This window comes from Bacteroidota bacterium (genome assembly GCA_039111535.1).
Taxonomy (GTDB): domain Bacteria; phylum Bacteroidota; class Rhodothermia; order Rhodothermales; family JAHQVL01; genus JBCCIM01.
On the sequence record JBCCIM010000027.1, the window covers coordinates 1 to 16,340 of the forward strand.

Annotated in this window: 12 protein-coding genes; all 12 read left to right on the forward strand. The window is 49.9% G+C overall.

Going from position 1 to position 16,340, the window contains the following annotated elements:
• Positions 1–172 precede the first annotated feature (172 nt).
• The 12 genes from AAF564_06550 (at position 173) to wbaP (ending at position 16,305) form a co-directional block, all read left to right on the forward strand.
• Positions 173–1,570: a flippase gene (locus AAF564_06550; protein MEM8485190.1), complete on the forward strand. Its 1,398-nt coding sequence runs from the start codon at positions 173–175 to the stop codon at positions 1,568–1,570.
• Entirely contained in the window at positions 1,571–2,551 is a 981-nt protein-coding gene (locus tag AAF564_06555) for a sulfotransferase (GenBank protein ID MEM8485191.1), read from the forward strand. It begins immediately after the preceding gene.
• Positions 2,552–2,944: 393 nt separating this feature from the next.
• Entirely contained in the window at positions 2,945–3,835 is an 891-nt protein-coding gene (locus AAF564_06560; protein ID MEM8485192.1) for a glycosyltransferase family 2 protein, read from the forward strand.
• A gap of 65 nt (positions 3,836–3,900) precedes the next feature.
• On the forward strand, positions 3,901–4,770 hold the full coding sequence (locus tag AAF564_06565; GenBank protein ID MEM8485193.1) for a glycosyltransferase family 2 protein: 870 nt from the start codon (positions 3,901–3,903) through the stop codon (positions 4,768–4,770).
• A 100-nt stretch (positions 4,771–4,870) separates the two neighbouring features.
• Positions 4,871–5,860: a glycosyltransferase gene (locus tag AAF564_06570; GenBank protein MEM8485194.1), complete on the forward strand. Its 990-nt coding sequence runs from the start codon at positions 4,871–4,873 to the stop codon at positions 5,858–5,860.
• 122 nt (positions 5,861–5,982) lie between these two features.
• Positions 5,983–8,070: a right-handed parallel beta-helix repeat-containing protein gene (locus AAF564_06575; GenBank protein MEM8485195.1), complete on the forward strand. Its 2,088-nt coding sequence runs from the start codon at positions 5,983–5,985 to the stop codon at positions 8,068–8,070.
• A 12-nt stretch (positions 8,071–8,082) separates the two neighbouring features.
• Positions 8,083–9,321 (forward strand): glycosyltransferase family 4 protein, encoded by a 1,239-nt coding sequence (locus AAF564_06580; protein MEM8485196.1) that lies wholly within the window; start codon positions 8,083–8,085, stop codon positions 9,319–9,321.
• A 165-nt stretch (positions 9,322–9,486) separates the two neighbouring features.
• Positions 9,487–10,215 (forward strand): WecB/TagA/CpsF family glycosyltransferase, encoded by a 729-nt coding sequence (locus AAF564_06585; protein MEM8485197.1) that lies wholly within the window; start codon positions 9,487–9,489, stop codon positions 10,213–10,215.
• 46 nt (positions 10,216–10,261) lie between these two features.
• Positions 10,262–11,983: a bifunctional sulfate adenylyltransferase/adenylylsulfate kinase gene (locus AAF564_06590; protein MEM8485198.1), complete on the forward strand. Its 1,722-nt coding sequence runs from the start codon at positions 10,262–10,264 to the stop codon at positions 11,981–11,983.
• Between the two features lie 138 nt (positions 11,984–12,121).
• Entirely contained in the window at positions 12,122–13,507 is a 1,386-nt protein-coding gene (locus AAF564_06595; GenBank protein ID MEM8485199.1) for a UDP-glucose/GDP-mannose dehydrogenase family protein, read from the forward strand.
• Between the two features lie 4 nt (positions 13,508–13,511).
• Complete coding sequence (locus tag AAF564_06600) at positions 13,512–14,462, forward strand: UDP-glucuronic acid decarboxylase family protein (GenBank protein ID MEM8485200.1); 951 nt, start codon at positions 13,512–13,514, stop codon at positions 14,460–14,462.
• Positions 14,463–14,847: 385 nt separating this feature from the next.
• Entirely contained in the window at positions 14,848–16,305 is a 1,458-nt protein-coding gene (gene wbaP / locus AAF564_06605) for an undecaprenyl-phosphate galactose phosphotransferase WbaP (protein MEM8485201.1), read from the forward strand.
• Positions 16,306–16,340: the final 35 nt, after the last annotated feature.

A 16,340-nucleotide genomic window follows, 5' to 3' on the forward strand; every position in this document is an offset into this window, starting at 1 on the left:
ATTTTATAATAATATTATAGTCTATTAATTTAATTATTCGCGTATCCCTTCACTCATTCAAGGCATTTCTGGCACCTGCCCTTAGGTTGTAGTTGCAAGTATTGATAGCCCCATATCATTTCAGACAATGATGGGCATAGTGTAGGTTATTTGTGGAGTAGCACGCATTCCCATGGAAAGCAAAACGCGCAGTTGGAGAGACCGATTAAAAGGACAGGATAACCTGGCCCAGTTTATCCGCGGCTCAGGGGGTGGCTTTGCTATCAAGATTTTATCGACGGCGGTCATTTTTGCCTCCACGATGTCGCTCACGCGCCTCCTGGGCAAAGAAGAATGGGGGGCTTATTCATTTGCCATTGCCTGGCTGAGCACCCTCTTGATCATCGCCCGATTTGGATTTAACAAGTCGGTCATCCGGTATGTAGCAGCCTACCGATCCAAGCAGGATTGGTCGCGCATAAGCGGCTTCATCAAGTACGGACAGCGGACCTCGCTTAAAATTGCAACAGGGCTATCGCTTTCGGTCGGACTTATCGTATTTCTCTGCCGGCCTTACATCATCAACAAGTACGGGGATGACGCATTTTTCAATTCCCTGATGATCGCGCTGATCTTTCTGCCACTGGTTGCGCGATTAGAAATCCAGGAAGGCATTCTGGATGGCTTTAAACGCGTGGTGCTCTCTCAGCTTTCCATGCGCACGTTACGGCCGGCGCTGATTGCAATCCTGCTGATTTCGATATATCACCTCACGGAGATTGGTCAGTTTTTGCGCCCCGAAGGCGACACAGTGATGCACGCAGAGCTTGCGATCATTATCAACCTCTTTGCTACCATTTGCGCTGTCCTGCTTTCCTTCTGGCTAATCAGGCGAACGGTCCCAGGTGAAGTAGGCAAAGCCAAACCAAGCTACGAAAAGAAAGAATGGCTCAGCACGTCACAGGATATGATGCTCACGTCGGGCTTCAACTACATCCTGATTTCTGCGGACAGCCTGATGCTTGGCTTGCTGATCGACACAGATGCCGTTGGTGTTTACCGCATTGCGTCACAGGTTGCAGTTGCCATTGTGATTGCTTTAACTGCCATGAACGGCATCCTCCACCCTATTGTGGCAGATCTGTACGCCAATAACAAAAGGCAAGAATTACAACGTATCGTTTCCATTGGTGCAAATGCAGTATTTGCCATTTCAATCATTGGCGGGCTTATTTTGTATTTTTCTGCCGACTTTCTCCCTCTCTTGTTCGGGGCAGAGTATATTGAGCCAATTCCCTTGCTGCGGATCCTGATATTCGGCCAGATATTTAACGCCTGCGCCGGCCCAGCTGTATTATTGCTTAACATGACAGGTCACCAGCGAGACGCCGCCAAAATCATGGCATTTGGCGCTATCCTAAATCTGGGCCTGAACGCAGTCCTGATTACCAACATGGGCATCAAGGGCGCAGCAATCGCAACCATCATAACAACATTACTGTGGAACATCGCAGCTGCACTGGTGGTGTGGCGCCGGCTTCGAATCGTCAGCTTTGCACTGTGGTGGCCACGCAATAAAAAATCATCTTAAGTGGCAGACGCTGTAGCACCCATATTCTTGTTTTCGCTTCCTCGCAGTGGCTCTACCCTGCTGCAGCGCATTCTCGCCAAACATGAGGAGGTCGACACAGCAGCTGAGCCCTGGCTACTGCTCCCCTTATTCAGCACGCTCAGGAGCGACGGGATTTACACGAACTACGACCAGAATGCTGTTGTAGAAGCTGTCAAAGATTTCTACACCGCCATTGATGGCGGCAAGCCGGCGTTTCTGGATGAAGTCCGCCAGATGGCCCTCAACCTGTACGGCCGGCGCACCCAGAAAGGCGCAACCTATTTCCTCGACAAAACGCCCAGATATCACCTCGTCGTTTCCGAAATTCTGGAGACATTCCCCGATGCCCGCTTCATTTTTCTGTGGCGCAATCCGCTCTCGATTATCGCATCGATGTTAGACACCTGGCACCGCGGCCACTGGTATCTGTATTTCTTCAAAGTAGACCTTTTTGAAGGCTGGGCGAGGCTCGTGGAAGCCTATACCGCGAATCAAGACCGCGTGCTGGGTATCAATTACGAAGACCTTCTAAAAAACCCTGAAGACACCGCACAAAAGATCTGTGACTATCTAGATCTGCCATTCCAGCAAGCCATGATTGAGGACTTTCAAAGTGTTGACCTGCAGGGAGACATGGGTGATCCTACCGGGACAAAATCTTATAAGTCAATCAGCGACAAACCGCTCAACAAATGGAAAGGCTCGTTACGTAACCCCATTCGAAAATCATGGTGCAAGAAGTACTTACATTGGCTTGGTCAGGAACGGCTAGCCGCCATTGGCTACGACCAGGCAGCGTTGCTTAAAGAGCTGAAAGAAACACCGACTTCCTTTAAACGCATGGGCGGTGATATGGCACGTATTTCTTATGGATTTCTTTACCAGTTTGCAGAATTACGGCTTTTTCAGGATAAACTTAAACAGCTCCCCAACCTGAAAGAGATCCATCCACATCTTTAGAAAGAAACCAGTTGCTCGAATAAGGCTTTACGGTCTGTAATATGGTAAAGTTATGTACGCGCAAGCCCTTAACAATTAAGGATTTTTGTTAATTGCCGATACGCGAAAATAGCCGCCATGGTCTTTCAGCAATAACCCCGACCCTGTAACGAATCTGAGGTGTAGTTGTAAAGCCGGATCACATCCTGCGATATAGTGCAATTATACTGTAGACCCACACAACTACACTTGTTTGCAATTAACTTCCTGTGTTTGCAGTTAACGCCGTTGCAGCAACGCACTTTTTTGATAGATTACGGACAGCCCCCCATTGGTACCCAGTGTTCTTTGTAAGTACTGATGGGATAATTATTTTCGTTCAAAACGAGATTCCCGCCAAGCGTGCAAAATTCCATGAAAGATAAATCCGTCAGGATTGCCGCCATCCTTGCTTCATACAACCGTAAAGAACTGACCCTGCAGTGTCTGGACGCTTTGTTTGCGCAACAGTCTGATACGCTCGATATTCGGGCCTACTTACTGGATGATGGCAGTACAGATGGTACAGCCGAAGCCGTCACCGAACAGTTTGACAATGCTGTTGTCATTACGGGGGATGGTTCTTACTTCTGGAACGAGGGCATGCGGACTGCTTTTGCAACCGCACTTGATGCCGGCGCAGACTATTACCTCTGGCTCAATGACGACACAACACTGGAGCCTGATGCCCTGCAACGCCTTGTGGATACACAACAAGGCCTTGAGCAAAGTGGACACCCCCTTTCAATTATTGTGGGCTCAGTCCAGGATCCAGAGACCGGTGACCTTACTTATGGCGGGATGAAACGCGACAGCAAGTGGCATCCCTTTCATTTTAAGCTGGTCACGCCCGGCACAGCACCAAAAAAGTGTGATGTCATGCATGGCAACTGCGTTTTGATTCCGCATGAGGTAGCAGCCCTGGCCGGCAACATGGACGCCGGCTACTCGCATGCTATTGGTGACATCGATTACGCATTAAAAGCTGGTAGCAAAGGCGCATCCATCTGGATCGCACCCGGATTTGTGGGCACCTGCTCAACCAATCCTGTAGCTGGTAGTTGGCTGGATACATCCCTCTCGCTCCGTGAACGATGGAAACAAATGAGCGGACCAAAAGGCTTACCGCCTTCAGACTGGATGCTTTTCTCCAGGAAGCATGCCGGCATACTCTGGCCCGTTTTTGGCTCTCTACCCTACATACGCCTCGTTTTATCCTCGATAAAAGCTAAAATCCGCCCCCAGGAGCTACATCCCGTCGCGTAATCCACACGAAGAAGTCAGCATTTGCATGCTGAGCGTTTTCAGCGAAAGAATAGAAATTGGCGGATATGGTTTACGTTGTTACACCTGTATATAACAGAAAGGAACTGACTGAACGGTTTCTTAAATGTTTATTTAATCAAACCTACAACGACCTCGAAGTTGTTATAGTTGATGATGGATCAACAGACGGTACGTCTGACATGATCGAGACCCTGTATCCCCGCGTCACCCTCATCAAGGGCACCGGCGATCTGTGGTGGTCTGGCGGCACCAACGAGGGACTGCTCTATGTCATCGAAAAGGCAACCGATGATGATTTTGTATTGATCATCAACGACGACCTGGAATTCGAAAGCGACTATATCGAGAAGATTGTCAATTTTGCCAGGGAGCACCCGAAGACGCTCGTTGGCTCAACGGTTGTAGACATCGAACATCCCGACATTATCTGGGACGGCGGCCGCATGACCAACTGGTTCACTGCCAAAGATCGGATCCTGAATGTTGGCCGGTCGCTGGGTGAGTTCAAGAAAGGCGCCTACTTTGAAGTGTCTCAACTCACGGGCCGCGGTATGCTCGCACCTGTTAGTGTATTTAAAGATGCCGGCATCTACGATGCTGTTCGATTCAAGCACCGGGGTGATACAGAATTTCCTGTCCGGGCTACCAAATACGGCTATAAACAAGTGGTGTATTACGATGCCATTGTAAAGAGCCACGTAGACAATACGTATGAGTTTGATATCAAAGATGAGTATCACCTCAGCGACATCAAGCGCTACTTCTTTGATTTCAGGTCTTCTTTCTGGGTTAAGTTCAGGTTTAACTTTGCCCTAAAAACGGCAAAATCGCCGTTTCAGTTCATAAGCTTCTTTACTTGCGATATGATTCGGATTACGGTTCATTTTTTGAAGCGTCTAAAATTGACCAGTTAAACGTTTGCGACTTCACTGATCGTTGGCTGTGGCCAGGGTTATTATTTCAAGCCACACCAACCAACCGCAAATGTCATACTGCATCTTGTAGAAAAGATAAATGAGTAAAAAACAAAAGAAAGGACGGTGCCTTTTTATTGTATGGAAAGGGTACCAGCGCAGGGCTGAAGTATTGGCGCCCCTTTTCGACGCAGATATCAAGTTTATTCCGCACCTCTTTCGAGGGAAATACTTGCGTCCGTTGGATTACCTGTACAAACTGATGGTGACGGTCATTTATATGATCCGCACGCGGCCGGCGTATGCCATCGTACAGGCACCGCCACATTACGCCGCCCTCCCTCCTCTTCTGCTGGGAACGCCGTACATCATCGACGGCCACAATGGCATTTTTCAATCGTACTGGCACAAGCTGCCGCTCTTCTCCACAATCATGAAGAAGTCCAAGGCGATCATTGTGCACAATCCTGAATTCCTGGCCCTCTTTGGCAAGACATTTCCCCAAAAGCCGTTCATCGTTGTTGCTGACCCGTTGCAGTACATTGAATCTAAAGACGTAAGCCGGACAGATAACCAAATTCTGTTTGTCTGCTCTTTTGACCATGATGAACCAATTGATGCAATCATCAACACGATCGAACGCACGCCCGATTACAACTTTGTTATCACGGCTGATCCGAAGAAGTTGCCGGCCCAACAGCGGCAACGCCTCGAAGCCTGTGATAACTTGCGGCTCACCGGATTCCTGAGTACCAAAGAATACCATGACACGTTGTGCTCAAGCACCGCAGCTATAGCGCTGACAAACATGGTTGCCACGCAGCAGTCCGGTGCTTGCGAAGCGCTGTCATCAAATACGCCGCTCATTGCTACGCGCTCTACGCTCTCAGAAAAATTATTTGGCGATTGGGCGATTCTGGTTGACAACAACGCCGACTCAATTGTCGCCGGCATCCGCACCCTTTCCCCAACAACGCTGGATTTAACATCGGAACGTAAAGACTGGAATAACGCAGTACAATCCGGCGTCTCCAAAGTAAAGCTGGAAGTACTCGGCGAATCAGAGCCAATTCCAGAAGAAACAATGTAAAACACAAGCCCCTCCTTGCTATCTGCATGGAATTTCTCGCAGGCATGTGACAGAAAATAAGCCCCCCTTATCCTCTCTGGCACCATTCCTATCCACAAGATATACCTGCTTTATCCATCGCTATGCGATCTACTTTTTGCCTCCTGCTTTTCATGTCTTTTGCCTCCACAGCCCAAGGCCAATCCTGTTATTTGCAGCAGGATTGCGGCCCCGGTATGTTGTGTGACGGCAATGGTAGTTGTCAACCCGTTCGTTCATTGCTAGACACTGGCAACAACACGCTCTACTGGGTTGACCAGGCCGGCGGAAACGATGCGTTTCCCGGCACAGAATCACAACCTTTCAAAACCATACAACGCGCCGTACAGGCTAACACCATTGATCCCGGAGACGCGGTCATTATTCGGGCCGGTACCTACTACGGACAGGTAAGTCCTGGTACGGGTGGCACTGCCGGCAACCGGATTACCATTACCTCTTTCCCAGGGGAAGAAGTTATTGTTTCCGGTGCGATCAATCTTACGGGAAGCTGGACACAAGACGGCAACGCCTGGCGCCTGAGCTGGCCTTATGAAGCGTTATGGCACCGGTATGAAGGCCCCAACGACTTGTTTGGCGAAGCACGCCGGCGCGACGTGCTCATTGCTGACGGGCAGATGCTGCAAGCCGTGTACTCGCGGGCTGATGTACGGGAGGGCACGTTCTTTCTCGAAGGGTCACCCTATAACCCGACCACCATGTACACCATGCTGCCGGGCAACAAAAATCCGAACAGTGCTTCCATGCAAACCAGCTTGTTGAATCACCTGTTCAACCCGTCCAACAACGAGCCAAGTTGCCGGTTTGGTAATGTTAAAGGCTTTTACCATTTGATTGGTATTACCTTCAGACATACGGCAAACGATGGACAAATGGGCGCAGTTTGCGCCGGCACCGAAGGTTCAATCATTGAGAACGTGACCGCTGAATGGACCAATGGCTCTGGCTTCCTGATCTCAGGCAACAACCACATCGTCCGCGGTGTTCGGGCATACCACAACGGTATGAGTGGAATCCGTGGCAATATCTGCAACAACTGTGTGGTTGAACACTCAGAAAGCAAATTCAACAACTGGAAAGGCTACAAACCGTTCTGGGAATCAGGGGGTGGTAAATGGCTGTACACGTCGAACAGTGTATTCAGAAATCTGGACTTCTCTGACAACGAAGGCCCGGGCCTGTGGCTCGACATGGACAACTTCGATAACATTATCGAGAACAACGTCTTCGACAATAACCTCGGCGCCGGCCTGTTTCTTGAGTGGACAACGGACCGCACCATTGTTCGCAACAATGTATTTACACGCGCCCGCTATGCCTGGCCCACCTTCTATGGACACGGCTTGCTCATTCATGCAGCAAATGATAACATCGTACTGCATAACACCTTTATGAAAAATGAAGGTGGTGGTATGCGTATCCGTGCTGACGACCGGGACCGTGCCATCGGCAACAGGTATTACAACAACCTCTTTATTGCCAACACACTCATTGACTGGAGCAGCGACAGAAAGAGCAGTGAAATTTCGTTTGAAGAGCATAGTGGCGACGCTGATGCACGATCCAACAAAGGAGAAGGCAACGTATTTTGGTACCGTGGCTACTCCACACATGAGTACAATACATACCAGTACCGGACCAAAGGCTCCAATGGCAGCAACGTTGTGCGCAGCTCAACGCTTGCAGACTGGCAAAACAAAGCCTTAACCGATTATATGTCTTCGACGATACTTCCAGCTGAACCGCATGTGGTCGACACCACGGACCATGTGAACGGCTGGCGGCTGGCAGCTGAGTCGCAGGTCATCGGCAGAGGGGTTTCCCTCCCTGCTGACCTGACTCCGCTCCTGGTTGACTTTGATGGGGATCCACGCCCCGTCCAGGGTGCCGACGTAGGTGCTGATCAGTACAAGTTTGGCGAAATTGAGCCTCCGCCGCCGTCAGGCGTTTCAGGTGATGCTTCGGGCAATGGTCTTGTAACAGCGCTGGATGCTTCTCTTATCTTGCAGCACGCAAGCGGGCTGGTTGATCTGGATGGCAATACGCATGCAGATGCATCGGGTGACGGCTCGGTATCTGCATATGACGCATCGCTTATTTTACAATACATAACAGGCTTTCTCACCTGCCTGCCGGCAGATATAGCCTGTATGCCTGGCAAAAGATTTTAATTATACGTTGGTATGAAGGTACTGCTATCCGCATATGCTTGTGAACCGCACCGGGGGTCTGAAGAAGGCTTCGGATGGAACTGGTCCACACATTTGGCGCGAGAAGGACATGAGGTGTGCGTGCTTACCAGGAACTGGGCACAAGATAAAGTTGAGCGGGAAATGCAGGAAAACCCTATCCCTAATCTACGCTTTATTTTTGTTGATATTCCGGCCCGATACAAGCCGGCCATGAAAGGCATTTTCGGCGTATACGCCCATTACTTTTTATGGCAAAAAGCAGCATATCGGCAAGCGCAGCAGTTGCTTAAAACAGAAGACTTTGACCTGGCGCACCATGTAACCTGGGGCAGCCTCATTGGCGGCTCATGGCTGTGGCGCCTCGAAGACAAACCTTTTGTTTTTGGTCCGGTTGGCGGCGGACAGGTTGCACCCGACGCATTCAAGCCGTACTTCCCTACCCGGTGGCGCCAAGAGTCAATTCGGACCTATATCACAAAAAAGGTACTGCCTTCTTTGCCCTCAACGAAGAAAATGCTCCGGCATACTGCGCTCCTGCTTGCAACCAATAGCGATACCCTGCACATTGCAGAACAAATGGGTGCAAAAAAAGCCGAGCTCTTTCTGGATACTGGATTACCAGACCATTACTTTGCGGACACTGCAAAAGATGGTTTCACAGACAATCGGATGAACATTTTGTGGGTCGGCCGGTTGCTAGAAAGGAAAGCCATCAAGTTGTCACTGCAAGTATTGGCTAAATTGAATTTCCCTTTCCGGATGACCATTCTGGGTGACGGTCCGGAAGATGTATATGTTAATGATTGGATCAGGGAAATGGGGCTTGCGGACCGCGTTGAATGGAAAGGACGCGTTCCCTGGGATGAAGTACAGCGCGCATACGAGCAAAACGAAGTCTTCCTGTTCACTAGCCTGCGCGACTCTTTTGGATCACAGTTGCTCGAAGCAATGAGTAATGGCCTGGCCATCGTTACGCTGGATCACCAGGGTGCACACGATTTTGTACCCGATGGCGCCGGCATCCGCGTACCTGTCTCAACACCCGGGGCAACAATCAACAGATTGGCTGAAGCCCTAACCCATATTCATGAAAATCCGGAAAAGCTCCCGCTAATGAGCAAAACAGGGCTGGATTTTGCGCGACAGAACAATTGGACTGTCAAAGCTGCAGAAATGACAAAAATGTACCAGTCGGTAGTGAAGAATTTGCCGGCAAAAGCACTGCATTAATTATATTAACCGTTAATTTTCAGAAGGCTTTTCCTTTTCAGCATGAAAACCAGGCTGCTACGAAGATGAAGTAAGTTTGGTTGGATTTGATAATTTTGGATGCTCCTTCCTGCTTAGACAGGTCTAATGATAAAGACACATAGGGACTATCGAGATATTTTAAATATGCACGTCGATGTGACCAGCTACCCAGATGCTGCTGGCAGGGTGGTGAATTGGGCATCAAATGGACAATCTCGATATGTCTGCGCGGCAAACGTGCACATGGTAATGGAAAGCCATGATGATATGGACTTCCAGAAAGTGGTCAACGGAGCTGACCTTGTAACCCCTGACGGTGTTCCGCTCGTCTGGGCTTTGAAATTTCTAGGCGTTTCTGAAGCCACGCGTGTATACGGTCCGGATCTTACCCTCCACGTGTGCAAACAGGCTGCTGAAGAAAATATCCCTATTGGTTTGTACGGCGGTACACCGGAAAGCCTCGAGGCTTTTGTCCAGTTCCTCGAAGCCAATTATCCGGGTATCCAGATAAATTGTAAAATTGCACCTCCCTTTCGCCCGCTTACGCCGGAGGAAGACGTGCAATACACACAACAGATCAATGAATCGGGTGTCCGCATTTTATTTGTGGGGATTGGATGCCCAAAGCAAGAAAAATGGATGGCAGAGCATAAAGATAAGCTCTCTGCCGTAATGCTTGGTGTAGGTGCAGCGTTCGACTTTCATACGGGTCGTGTAAAGCAAGCACCTTCATGGATGCAACGTGTCGGACTTGAATGGCTGTTCAGATTACTGATGGAGCCCCGACGGTTGTGGAAACGGTACTTCAAGCACAATCCGCGATTTGTATTTCTTTTTATCAGACAAATGATTTTTGCCAAGGCACCAGGCTGACAAACTGGCTGCATGCCAAAACCCTAAACGATAAACTAATAGACGAATGAGTACCCAAACATTAATTGAACCTCATGGCGGTGAGCTTTGTGAGTTGCTTCTTACAGGTGATGAATTAGCAAAAGCAACAAAAGAAGCAATTAACTACCCTTCTATCACACTTTCAGCTCGTCAACTTTGTGACATTGAATTGCTCTTATCTGGCGGTTTCTCTCCGTTAAAAGGGTTTATGTCTCAGGCCGACTACGACAGCGTGCTGGATAACATGCGTCTTGCAGACGGCAGCCTCTGGCCAATGCCGATCACACTCGACGTTGACGAAGAAACAGCCGGCAACCACAGCGCGGGCGAAAAAATTGCCCTTCGCGACAACACCGGTCTGCTTGTAGCAATTATCACTGTTTCTGACATCTGGTCTCCTGACAAAGCCAACGAAGCTGAAAAAGCATTTGGCACGCAGGACAAAGCACATCCAGCTGTTGCTTACCTGTTCGACCAGGCTGGCAGCCACTACATCGGTGGATCTATCGAAGGCATCTCTATGCCAATCCACTATGACTTTCTCGACTTGCGTAAAACGCCGGCACAGCTTCGCGCTGAGTTTGAAGCCAACAATGCAGATCGCGTAGTTGCTTTCCAGACGCGTAACCCAATGCACCGGGCGCACAAAGAGCTTACCGACCGCGCCGCAGCCGGTATCGGTGGCAGCCTGTTGATTCACCCTGTTGTTGGCATGACCAAACCAGGCGACATCGACTACTTTACACGCGTTCGTTGCTACAAAAAATTGATCGAGCACTATCCGGAAGGACGTGCAATGCTGAGCCTCCTTCCACTGGCCATGCGCATGGCTGGTCCTCGTGAAGCGCTCTGGCATGCTATCATCCGTAAAAACCACGGGTGTACACACCTCGTTGTAGGTCGCGACCACGCTGGCCCAGGCAACGACAGCAACGGCGATCCAATCTACGGACCGTACGACGCACAGGAACTGGTTACCAAATACCAGGAAGAACTGGGCATCGAAATGGTACCATTCCGCCTCATGGTTTACGCACCAGCAATCGATGGCTACAAGCCAATTGACGAAGTGGAAGAAGGCGAAGAAACGCTGAACATCTCTGGTACAGAGCTGCGTCGTCGTCTCGCCGCGGGCGAAGAGATTCCTGATTGGTTCTCATACGCAGAGGTTGTGGCTGAGCTGCGCAAAACGCATCCGCCGAAAAACCGCCAGGGCGTTACGGTATTCTTCACCGGACTCTCAGGCTCCGGCAAGTCTACCATTGCGAACGCTTTGATGACAAAACTGCTTGAAGTAACAAGCCGGCCTGTTACGCTGCTTGACGGCGACGTGGTTCGTACGCATCTGAGCAAAGGCCTCGGCTTCTCAGCTGAAGACCGCTCAATCAACGTACAGCGTATCGGCTATGTAGCCAGCGAAATCACAAAACACCGTGGTATCGCCATCTGTGCACCGATTGCGCCATACTATGCAGACCGCAAGGTGAACGAAGATCTCATCAACAGCTTCGGCGGTTACATTGAGGTATTTGTTGACGCACCATTGGCAGTTGTTGAAGAACGCGACACAAAAGGACTGTACGCCAAAGCACGCGCCGGCCTGATCAAAGGCTTTACGGGCATTGACGATCCTTATGAAGCGCCTGAAAATGCCGATGTTGTTTGCAAGACCGCTGATGAAACAATTGAGGAGAGTGCGCTTAAAGTGCTCAACAAGCTCTTTGAACTCGGCTACCTGGAGAAATAATCGGCCCATCGGGTAGTTTTTTGATACTAGCATTGGCAAGACCCCATACCAACAGGGGTCTTGCCTGCTTGTTTGCTGCCCCTTCTTCCTGAAGGGGCAGTGCCATTTCAATTAATTATTACCTTTACATATAGATTCATGAATATTGCCATTGTTGGAACTGGATATGTAGGCCTTGTTTCTGGTACCTGTTTCGCTGAGATGGGGTATGATGTTGTTTGTGTAGATATTGATGAGCGAAAAGTCGAAAGTTTGTCAAATGGCAACATCACCATTTTTGAACCAGGGCTCGAAGTCTTTTTTGAACGCAATTTGCGTGAAGGACGCCTCCGCTTCACAACTGAGCTGCTTGAGGCAGTTAAACACGCTGAGATCATCTTCCTGGCACTCCCTACACCGCCTTCTGAAGATGGATCAGCAGACCTGTCCTATGTACTCGGCGTTGCCGGCAACATTGCCGATCTCCTGATCGCTGACCCTGCACTCGGATATCGGGTGATTGTTAACAAAAGCACAGTACCTGTTGGGACTGCTGACAAAGTTAGCAACATCATGGCCAAAGCCGGCCTCACCCCAGGCAAACACTTTGATGTAGTTTCCAATCCGGAATTCTTGCGTGAAGGCGTTGCAGTAGACGACTTCATGAAGCCTGAGCGCGTAGTAATCGGCGCATCAAGCGAACGCGCAGCTGACCTGATGAAGCTGCTTTACGAACCTTTTGTACGCCAGGGCAACCCGATCCTGGCCATGGATGAGCGTTCAGCAGAAATGACCAAGTATGCTGCGAACTCTTTCCTCGCAACAAAAATCACGTTCATGAACGAGGTAGCCAACCTCTGTGAACGGGTGGGTGCAAACGTTGACAACGTGCGCGTGGGCATTGGTCTCGACAGCCGCATCGGAAAATTATTCCTCTACCCAGGCATCGGTTTTGGTGGTAGCTGTTTCCCAAAAGACGTAAAAGCACTCAAGCAGACAGCTGATCAGTACAGCTACGATTTTGCCATTTTGAACGCTGTACTCAATGTTAACGATGCACAGCGCCGAATTTTGGTAGACAGAATTCTGGAGCAATATGACGGTGATGTCTCCGGCAAGAAGTTTGCCGTATGGGGCTTGGCTTTCAAACCCAATACGGACGACGTGCGTGAGGCACCGTCTCATGTCATCATTGAAGAATTGATCGAGCGTGGCGCTTCCATTACGGCATTTGACCCGGAAGCCATCGAGACAACGAAGGATGTATTGGGTGACAAACTGGGATATGCTGAAGATCGGTACTCCCTGCTTCACGATGCTGATGCATTGATCATCTGTACTGAGTGGCACGAATTCCGCCGGCCAGATTTCAAAAAAATGCACAGCCTGATGAAGGCTCCCGTTGTATTTGACGGACGTAACCTGTTCAAGCCAGAAAGAATGGCTGAACTTGGATTTGAATATTATTCCATTGGCCGGCCGCATTACCCTGCTGATGCGTCTGATGCAGTACTAACAGACGGTAGCAACGTAAATCATTCTTAAGGAGATGAAACGAACTTTGGTTACAGGCGGCGCCGGATTCCTCGGATCACATCTATGTGATCGCTTCATTAATGAAGGACACGAGGTCATTTGCGTCGACAACTTTATTACTGGCCGCCCCGACAACATTGCCCATTTAATTGGCAATCCAAACTTTTCTTTTATCGAGCATGATGTGACCAACTTCATTTATGTGGAAGGTCCGCTCGATTACATATTGCACTTTGCCAGCCCGGCCTCCCCTATTGACTACCTGAAGTATCCAATCCAGACACTGAAGGTAGGTGCGCTCGGTACACACAAGGCCCTTGGCCTTGCAAAAGCCAAAAAAGCGCGCTTCTTGCTTGCATCAACAAGCGAAGTATACGGAGACCCGCTGGTACACCCGCAGTCAGAAGAGTACTGGGGCAACGTGAATCCCATTGGGATGCGCGGGGTGTATGATGAAGCAAAACGTTTTGCTGAAGCGATGACGATGGCGTATCACCGCTATCATGATGTTGAAACACGCCTCATTCGCATCTTCAACACGTATGGCCCGCGAATGCGCCTCGATGATGGCCGGGCATTGCCTACCTTCATGAAGCAGGCCCTTGAAGGCGAGCCTATCACTGTATTTGGAGATGGCAGCCAGACGCGTTCTTTCTGCTACGTTGCAGACCTCGTTGACGGTATTTACCGCTTGCTGATGAGCGATGAAGTTGAGCCGGTGAACATTGGCAATCCCGACGAGATCTCTATTCTCGACTTTGCACGCGAAGTTGTAGAGCTCACAGGAAGCCACAGCGAAATCATCTTCAAAGATTTGCCAGCAGACGATCCCAAGGTACGCCAGCCGGATATCAGCAAAGCAAAAAGCAAGCTCCAGTGGTCACCGCAGGTGGACCGCAAAGAAGGGCTGCGACGCACGCTTGCGTTCTTCCAGAATGAAGAAGTAGCGCTTACATCCGCTTAGGCAAACGGTATCATTTCGTTATTCATGCGGATTCAAGCTTGTTCAGAGCTTGAATCCGCATTTGTATGCACTGTTGAATCCGCATTGTATGCGCTGGTGTACCAAAGGCGCGTTCAATGTTTGCATAAACAGCGCACCAAAGGCCACGGGGATTATGCGCTATGGCGCATCCTGTCTACACCTAAAGGATGAGTCATCCTATCAACGCGTTTTGTATCTTCCTACTGCATGTCCGCTTGACCGTAGCAGGCATTGTGTAAGCAGACTGGCGAAACAGTGACGGGCTTAACACAAAACTGCAGCATAGCGACCAGGCGACCCGCATCTTCGTTCTGATTTTTCACTTCCCAGGAAGCTCCCCACTTTCAATTACGTAGTTTAGCGAATGGAACTTGTAGAGGTACTTTCCGAGCGGTCGTTCTTCGACCGACTTCCTCGATCAGGAGAAAGGCTTGTATCATATTGGAAACACCGATTCCAGAATGTCATCGTCTTAGCGGCAGGCGACATGCTGGCTATTGTGTTTGCTTTTCTTGTAGCCGGTTCTATTCGTTTTTTCTGGCAAGGCGCGCTGCTTATTCCCGAATGGGCCTGGTATCTCATTCCAGCCTGGTGGGTTGGCGCATCTATCACCCAATTACTGCCTAGCTGGGGCCTTGGGCCCGTGGAAGAACTCAGGCGCACCACCCTGTTGCTTATCGTGGTGTTTGCAGGTGCTGCTGTTGTGCTCTTTATCAGTAAAATGTCAGAGTCAGTAAGCCGTATCACCCTTACCCTGTCCTTTTTGGTCAGTGTTGTATCGGTGCCATTTATGCGGTGGCTCGTAAAACGAACCCTTATTTCTTTCAACCAGTGGGGCCTACCCACGGTTATTTACGGTGGTGGCGATTTTGCCGAACAGGTTGTTGGCTTCCTGCAGGAAGAAAAAGGCCTGGGTTACAATCCGATTGGCATCTTTGATGATGACCCCAATTCCTGGAATACTGACCTCTTAAATGTACCCATTGAAGGCGGTACCAACCTCGTCACACCGGAAGCCTCCGTTGCTATCCTGACCATGCCAAGCATGAGCAGTACACGCGCTGCTGAGCTCCTGGAAGGTCCGTTGTCGTATTACCGGTCTGTGCTCATCATACCGAACATGTTCGACACGCCGTCGCTGTGGGTAAAGCCACGTGACCTCAATGGCATACTCGGTCTTGAAATCACGTCGAACCTGATCAACCCGTTTTCGCGGCTGGCCAAACTAATTTTCGACTACCTGCTTGTGTTGTTGAGCGTACCGTTTTGGTTTCCCATCTGCGCAGTGCTTTATATCCTCATCAAGCTTGAAGATGGCGGCGATCCGTTTTTCAGACAAGAACGCGTTGGGCGCGGCGGCCAGAAATTCAAAACCTATAAATTCCGCACCATGGTACCCAACGCGGAGGATGTCCTTCGCAAGAAGCTGGAAGAAGACGAAGAAATGCGCCAGGAGTGGGAGACGTTTTATAAGCTGCGTAACGATCCGCGCATCACGAAGATCGGCAAGATCTTGCGCCGGCTTAGCCTTGACGAGTTACCACAGCTCATCAACGTATTACGCGGCGAGATGTCACTTGTAGGCCCTCGACCTCTGCCACAGTACCACAGCAACGAATTGCCACGCCGTGTCCGGGAATTGCGCGAACGCGTACGACCAGGCATTACAGGCCTATGGCAGGTCTCTGGCCGCAGTGACTCCGGCAATGAAGGCATGGAGCAATGGGATCCCTATTACGTGCGCAACTGGTCGCTCTGGCTTGATGCCGTGATTCTGATCCGCACCATCACAGCTGTAGTCAAAGGCTCAGGCGCTTACTAAGGCAAATCAATCGGTTGATTGATTTGGGTTGAAAG

Excerpts from the sequence above, each read along its gene's own strand:
- AAF564_06550 (MEM8485190.1), top strand. The coding sequence starts at position 173 with ATGGAAAGCAAAACGCGCAGTTGGAGAGACCGATTAAAAGGACAGGAT.
- AAF564_06560 (MEM8485192.1), top strand. The coding sequence starts at position 2,945 with ATGAAAGATAAATCCGTCAGGATTGCCGCCATCCTTGCTTCATACAAC.
- AAF564_06565 (MEM8485193.1), top strand. The coding sequence starts at position 3,901 with ATGGTTTACGTTGTTACACCTGTATATAACAGAAAGGAACTGACTGAA.
- AAF564_06570 (MEM8485194.1), top strand. The coding sequence starts at position 4,871 with ATGAGTAAAAAACAAAAGAAAGGACGGTGCCTTTTTATTGTATGGAAA.
- AAF564_06575 (MEM8485195.1), top strand. The coding sequence starts at position 5,983 with ATGCGATCTACTTTTTGCCTCCTGCTTTTCATGTCTTTTGCCTCCACA.
- AAF564_06580 (MEM8485196.1), top strand. The coding sequence starts at position 8,083 with ATGAAGGTACTGCTATCCGCATATGCTTGTGAACCGCACCGGGGGTCT.
- AAF564_06585 (MEM8485197.1), top strand. The coding sequence starts at position 9,487 with ATGCACGTCGATGTGACCAGCTACCCAGATGCTGCTGGCAGGGTGGTG.
- AAF564_06590 (MEM8485198.1), top strand. The coding sequence starts at position 10,262 with ATGAGTACCCAAACATTAATTGAACCTCATGGCGGTGAGCTTTGTGAG.
- AAF564_06595 (MEM8485199.1), top strand. The coding sequence starts at position 12,122 with ATGAATATTGCCATTGTTGGAACTGGATATGTAGGCCTTGTTTCTGGT.
- AAF564_06600 (MEM8485200.1), top strand. The coding sequence starts at position 13,512 with ATGAAACGAACTTTGGTTACAGGCGGCGCCGGATTCCTCGGATCACAT.
- wbaP (MEM8485201.1), top strand. The coding sequence starts at position 14,848 with ATGGAACTTGTAGAGGTACTTTCCGAGCGGTCGTTCTTCGACCGACTT.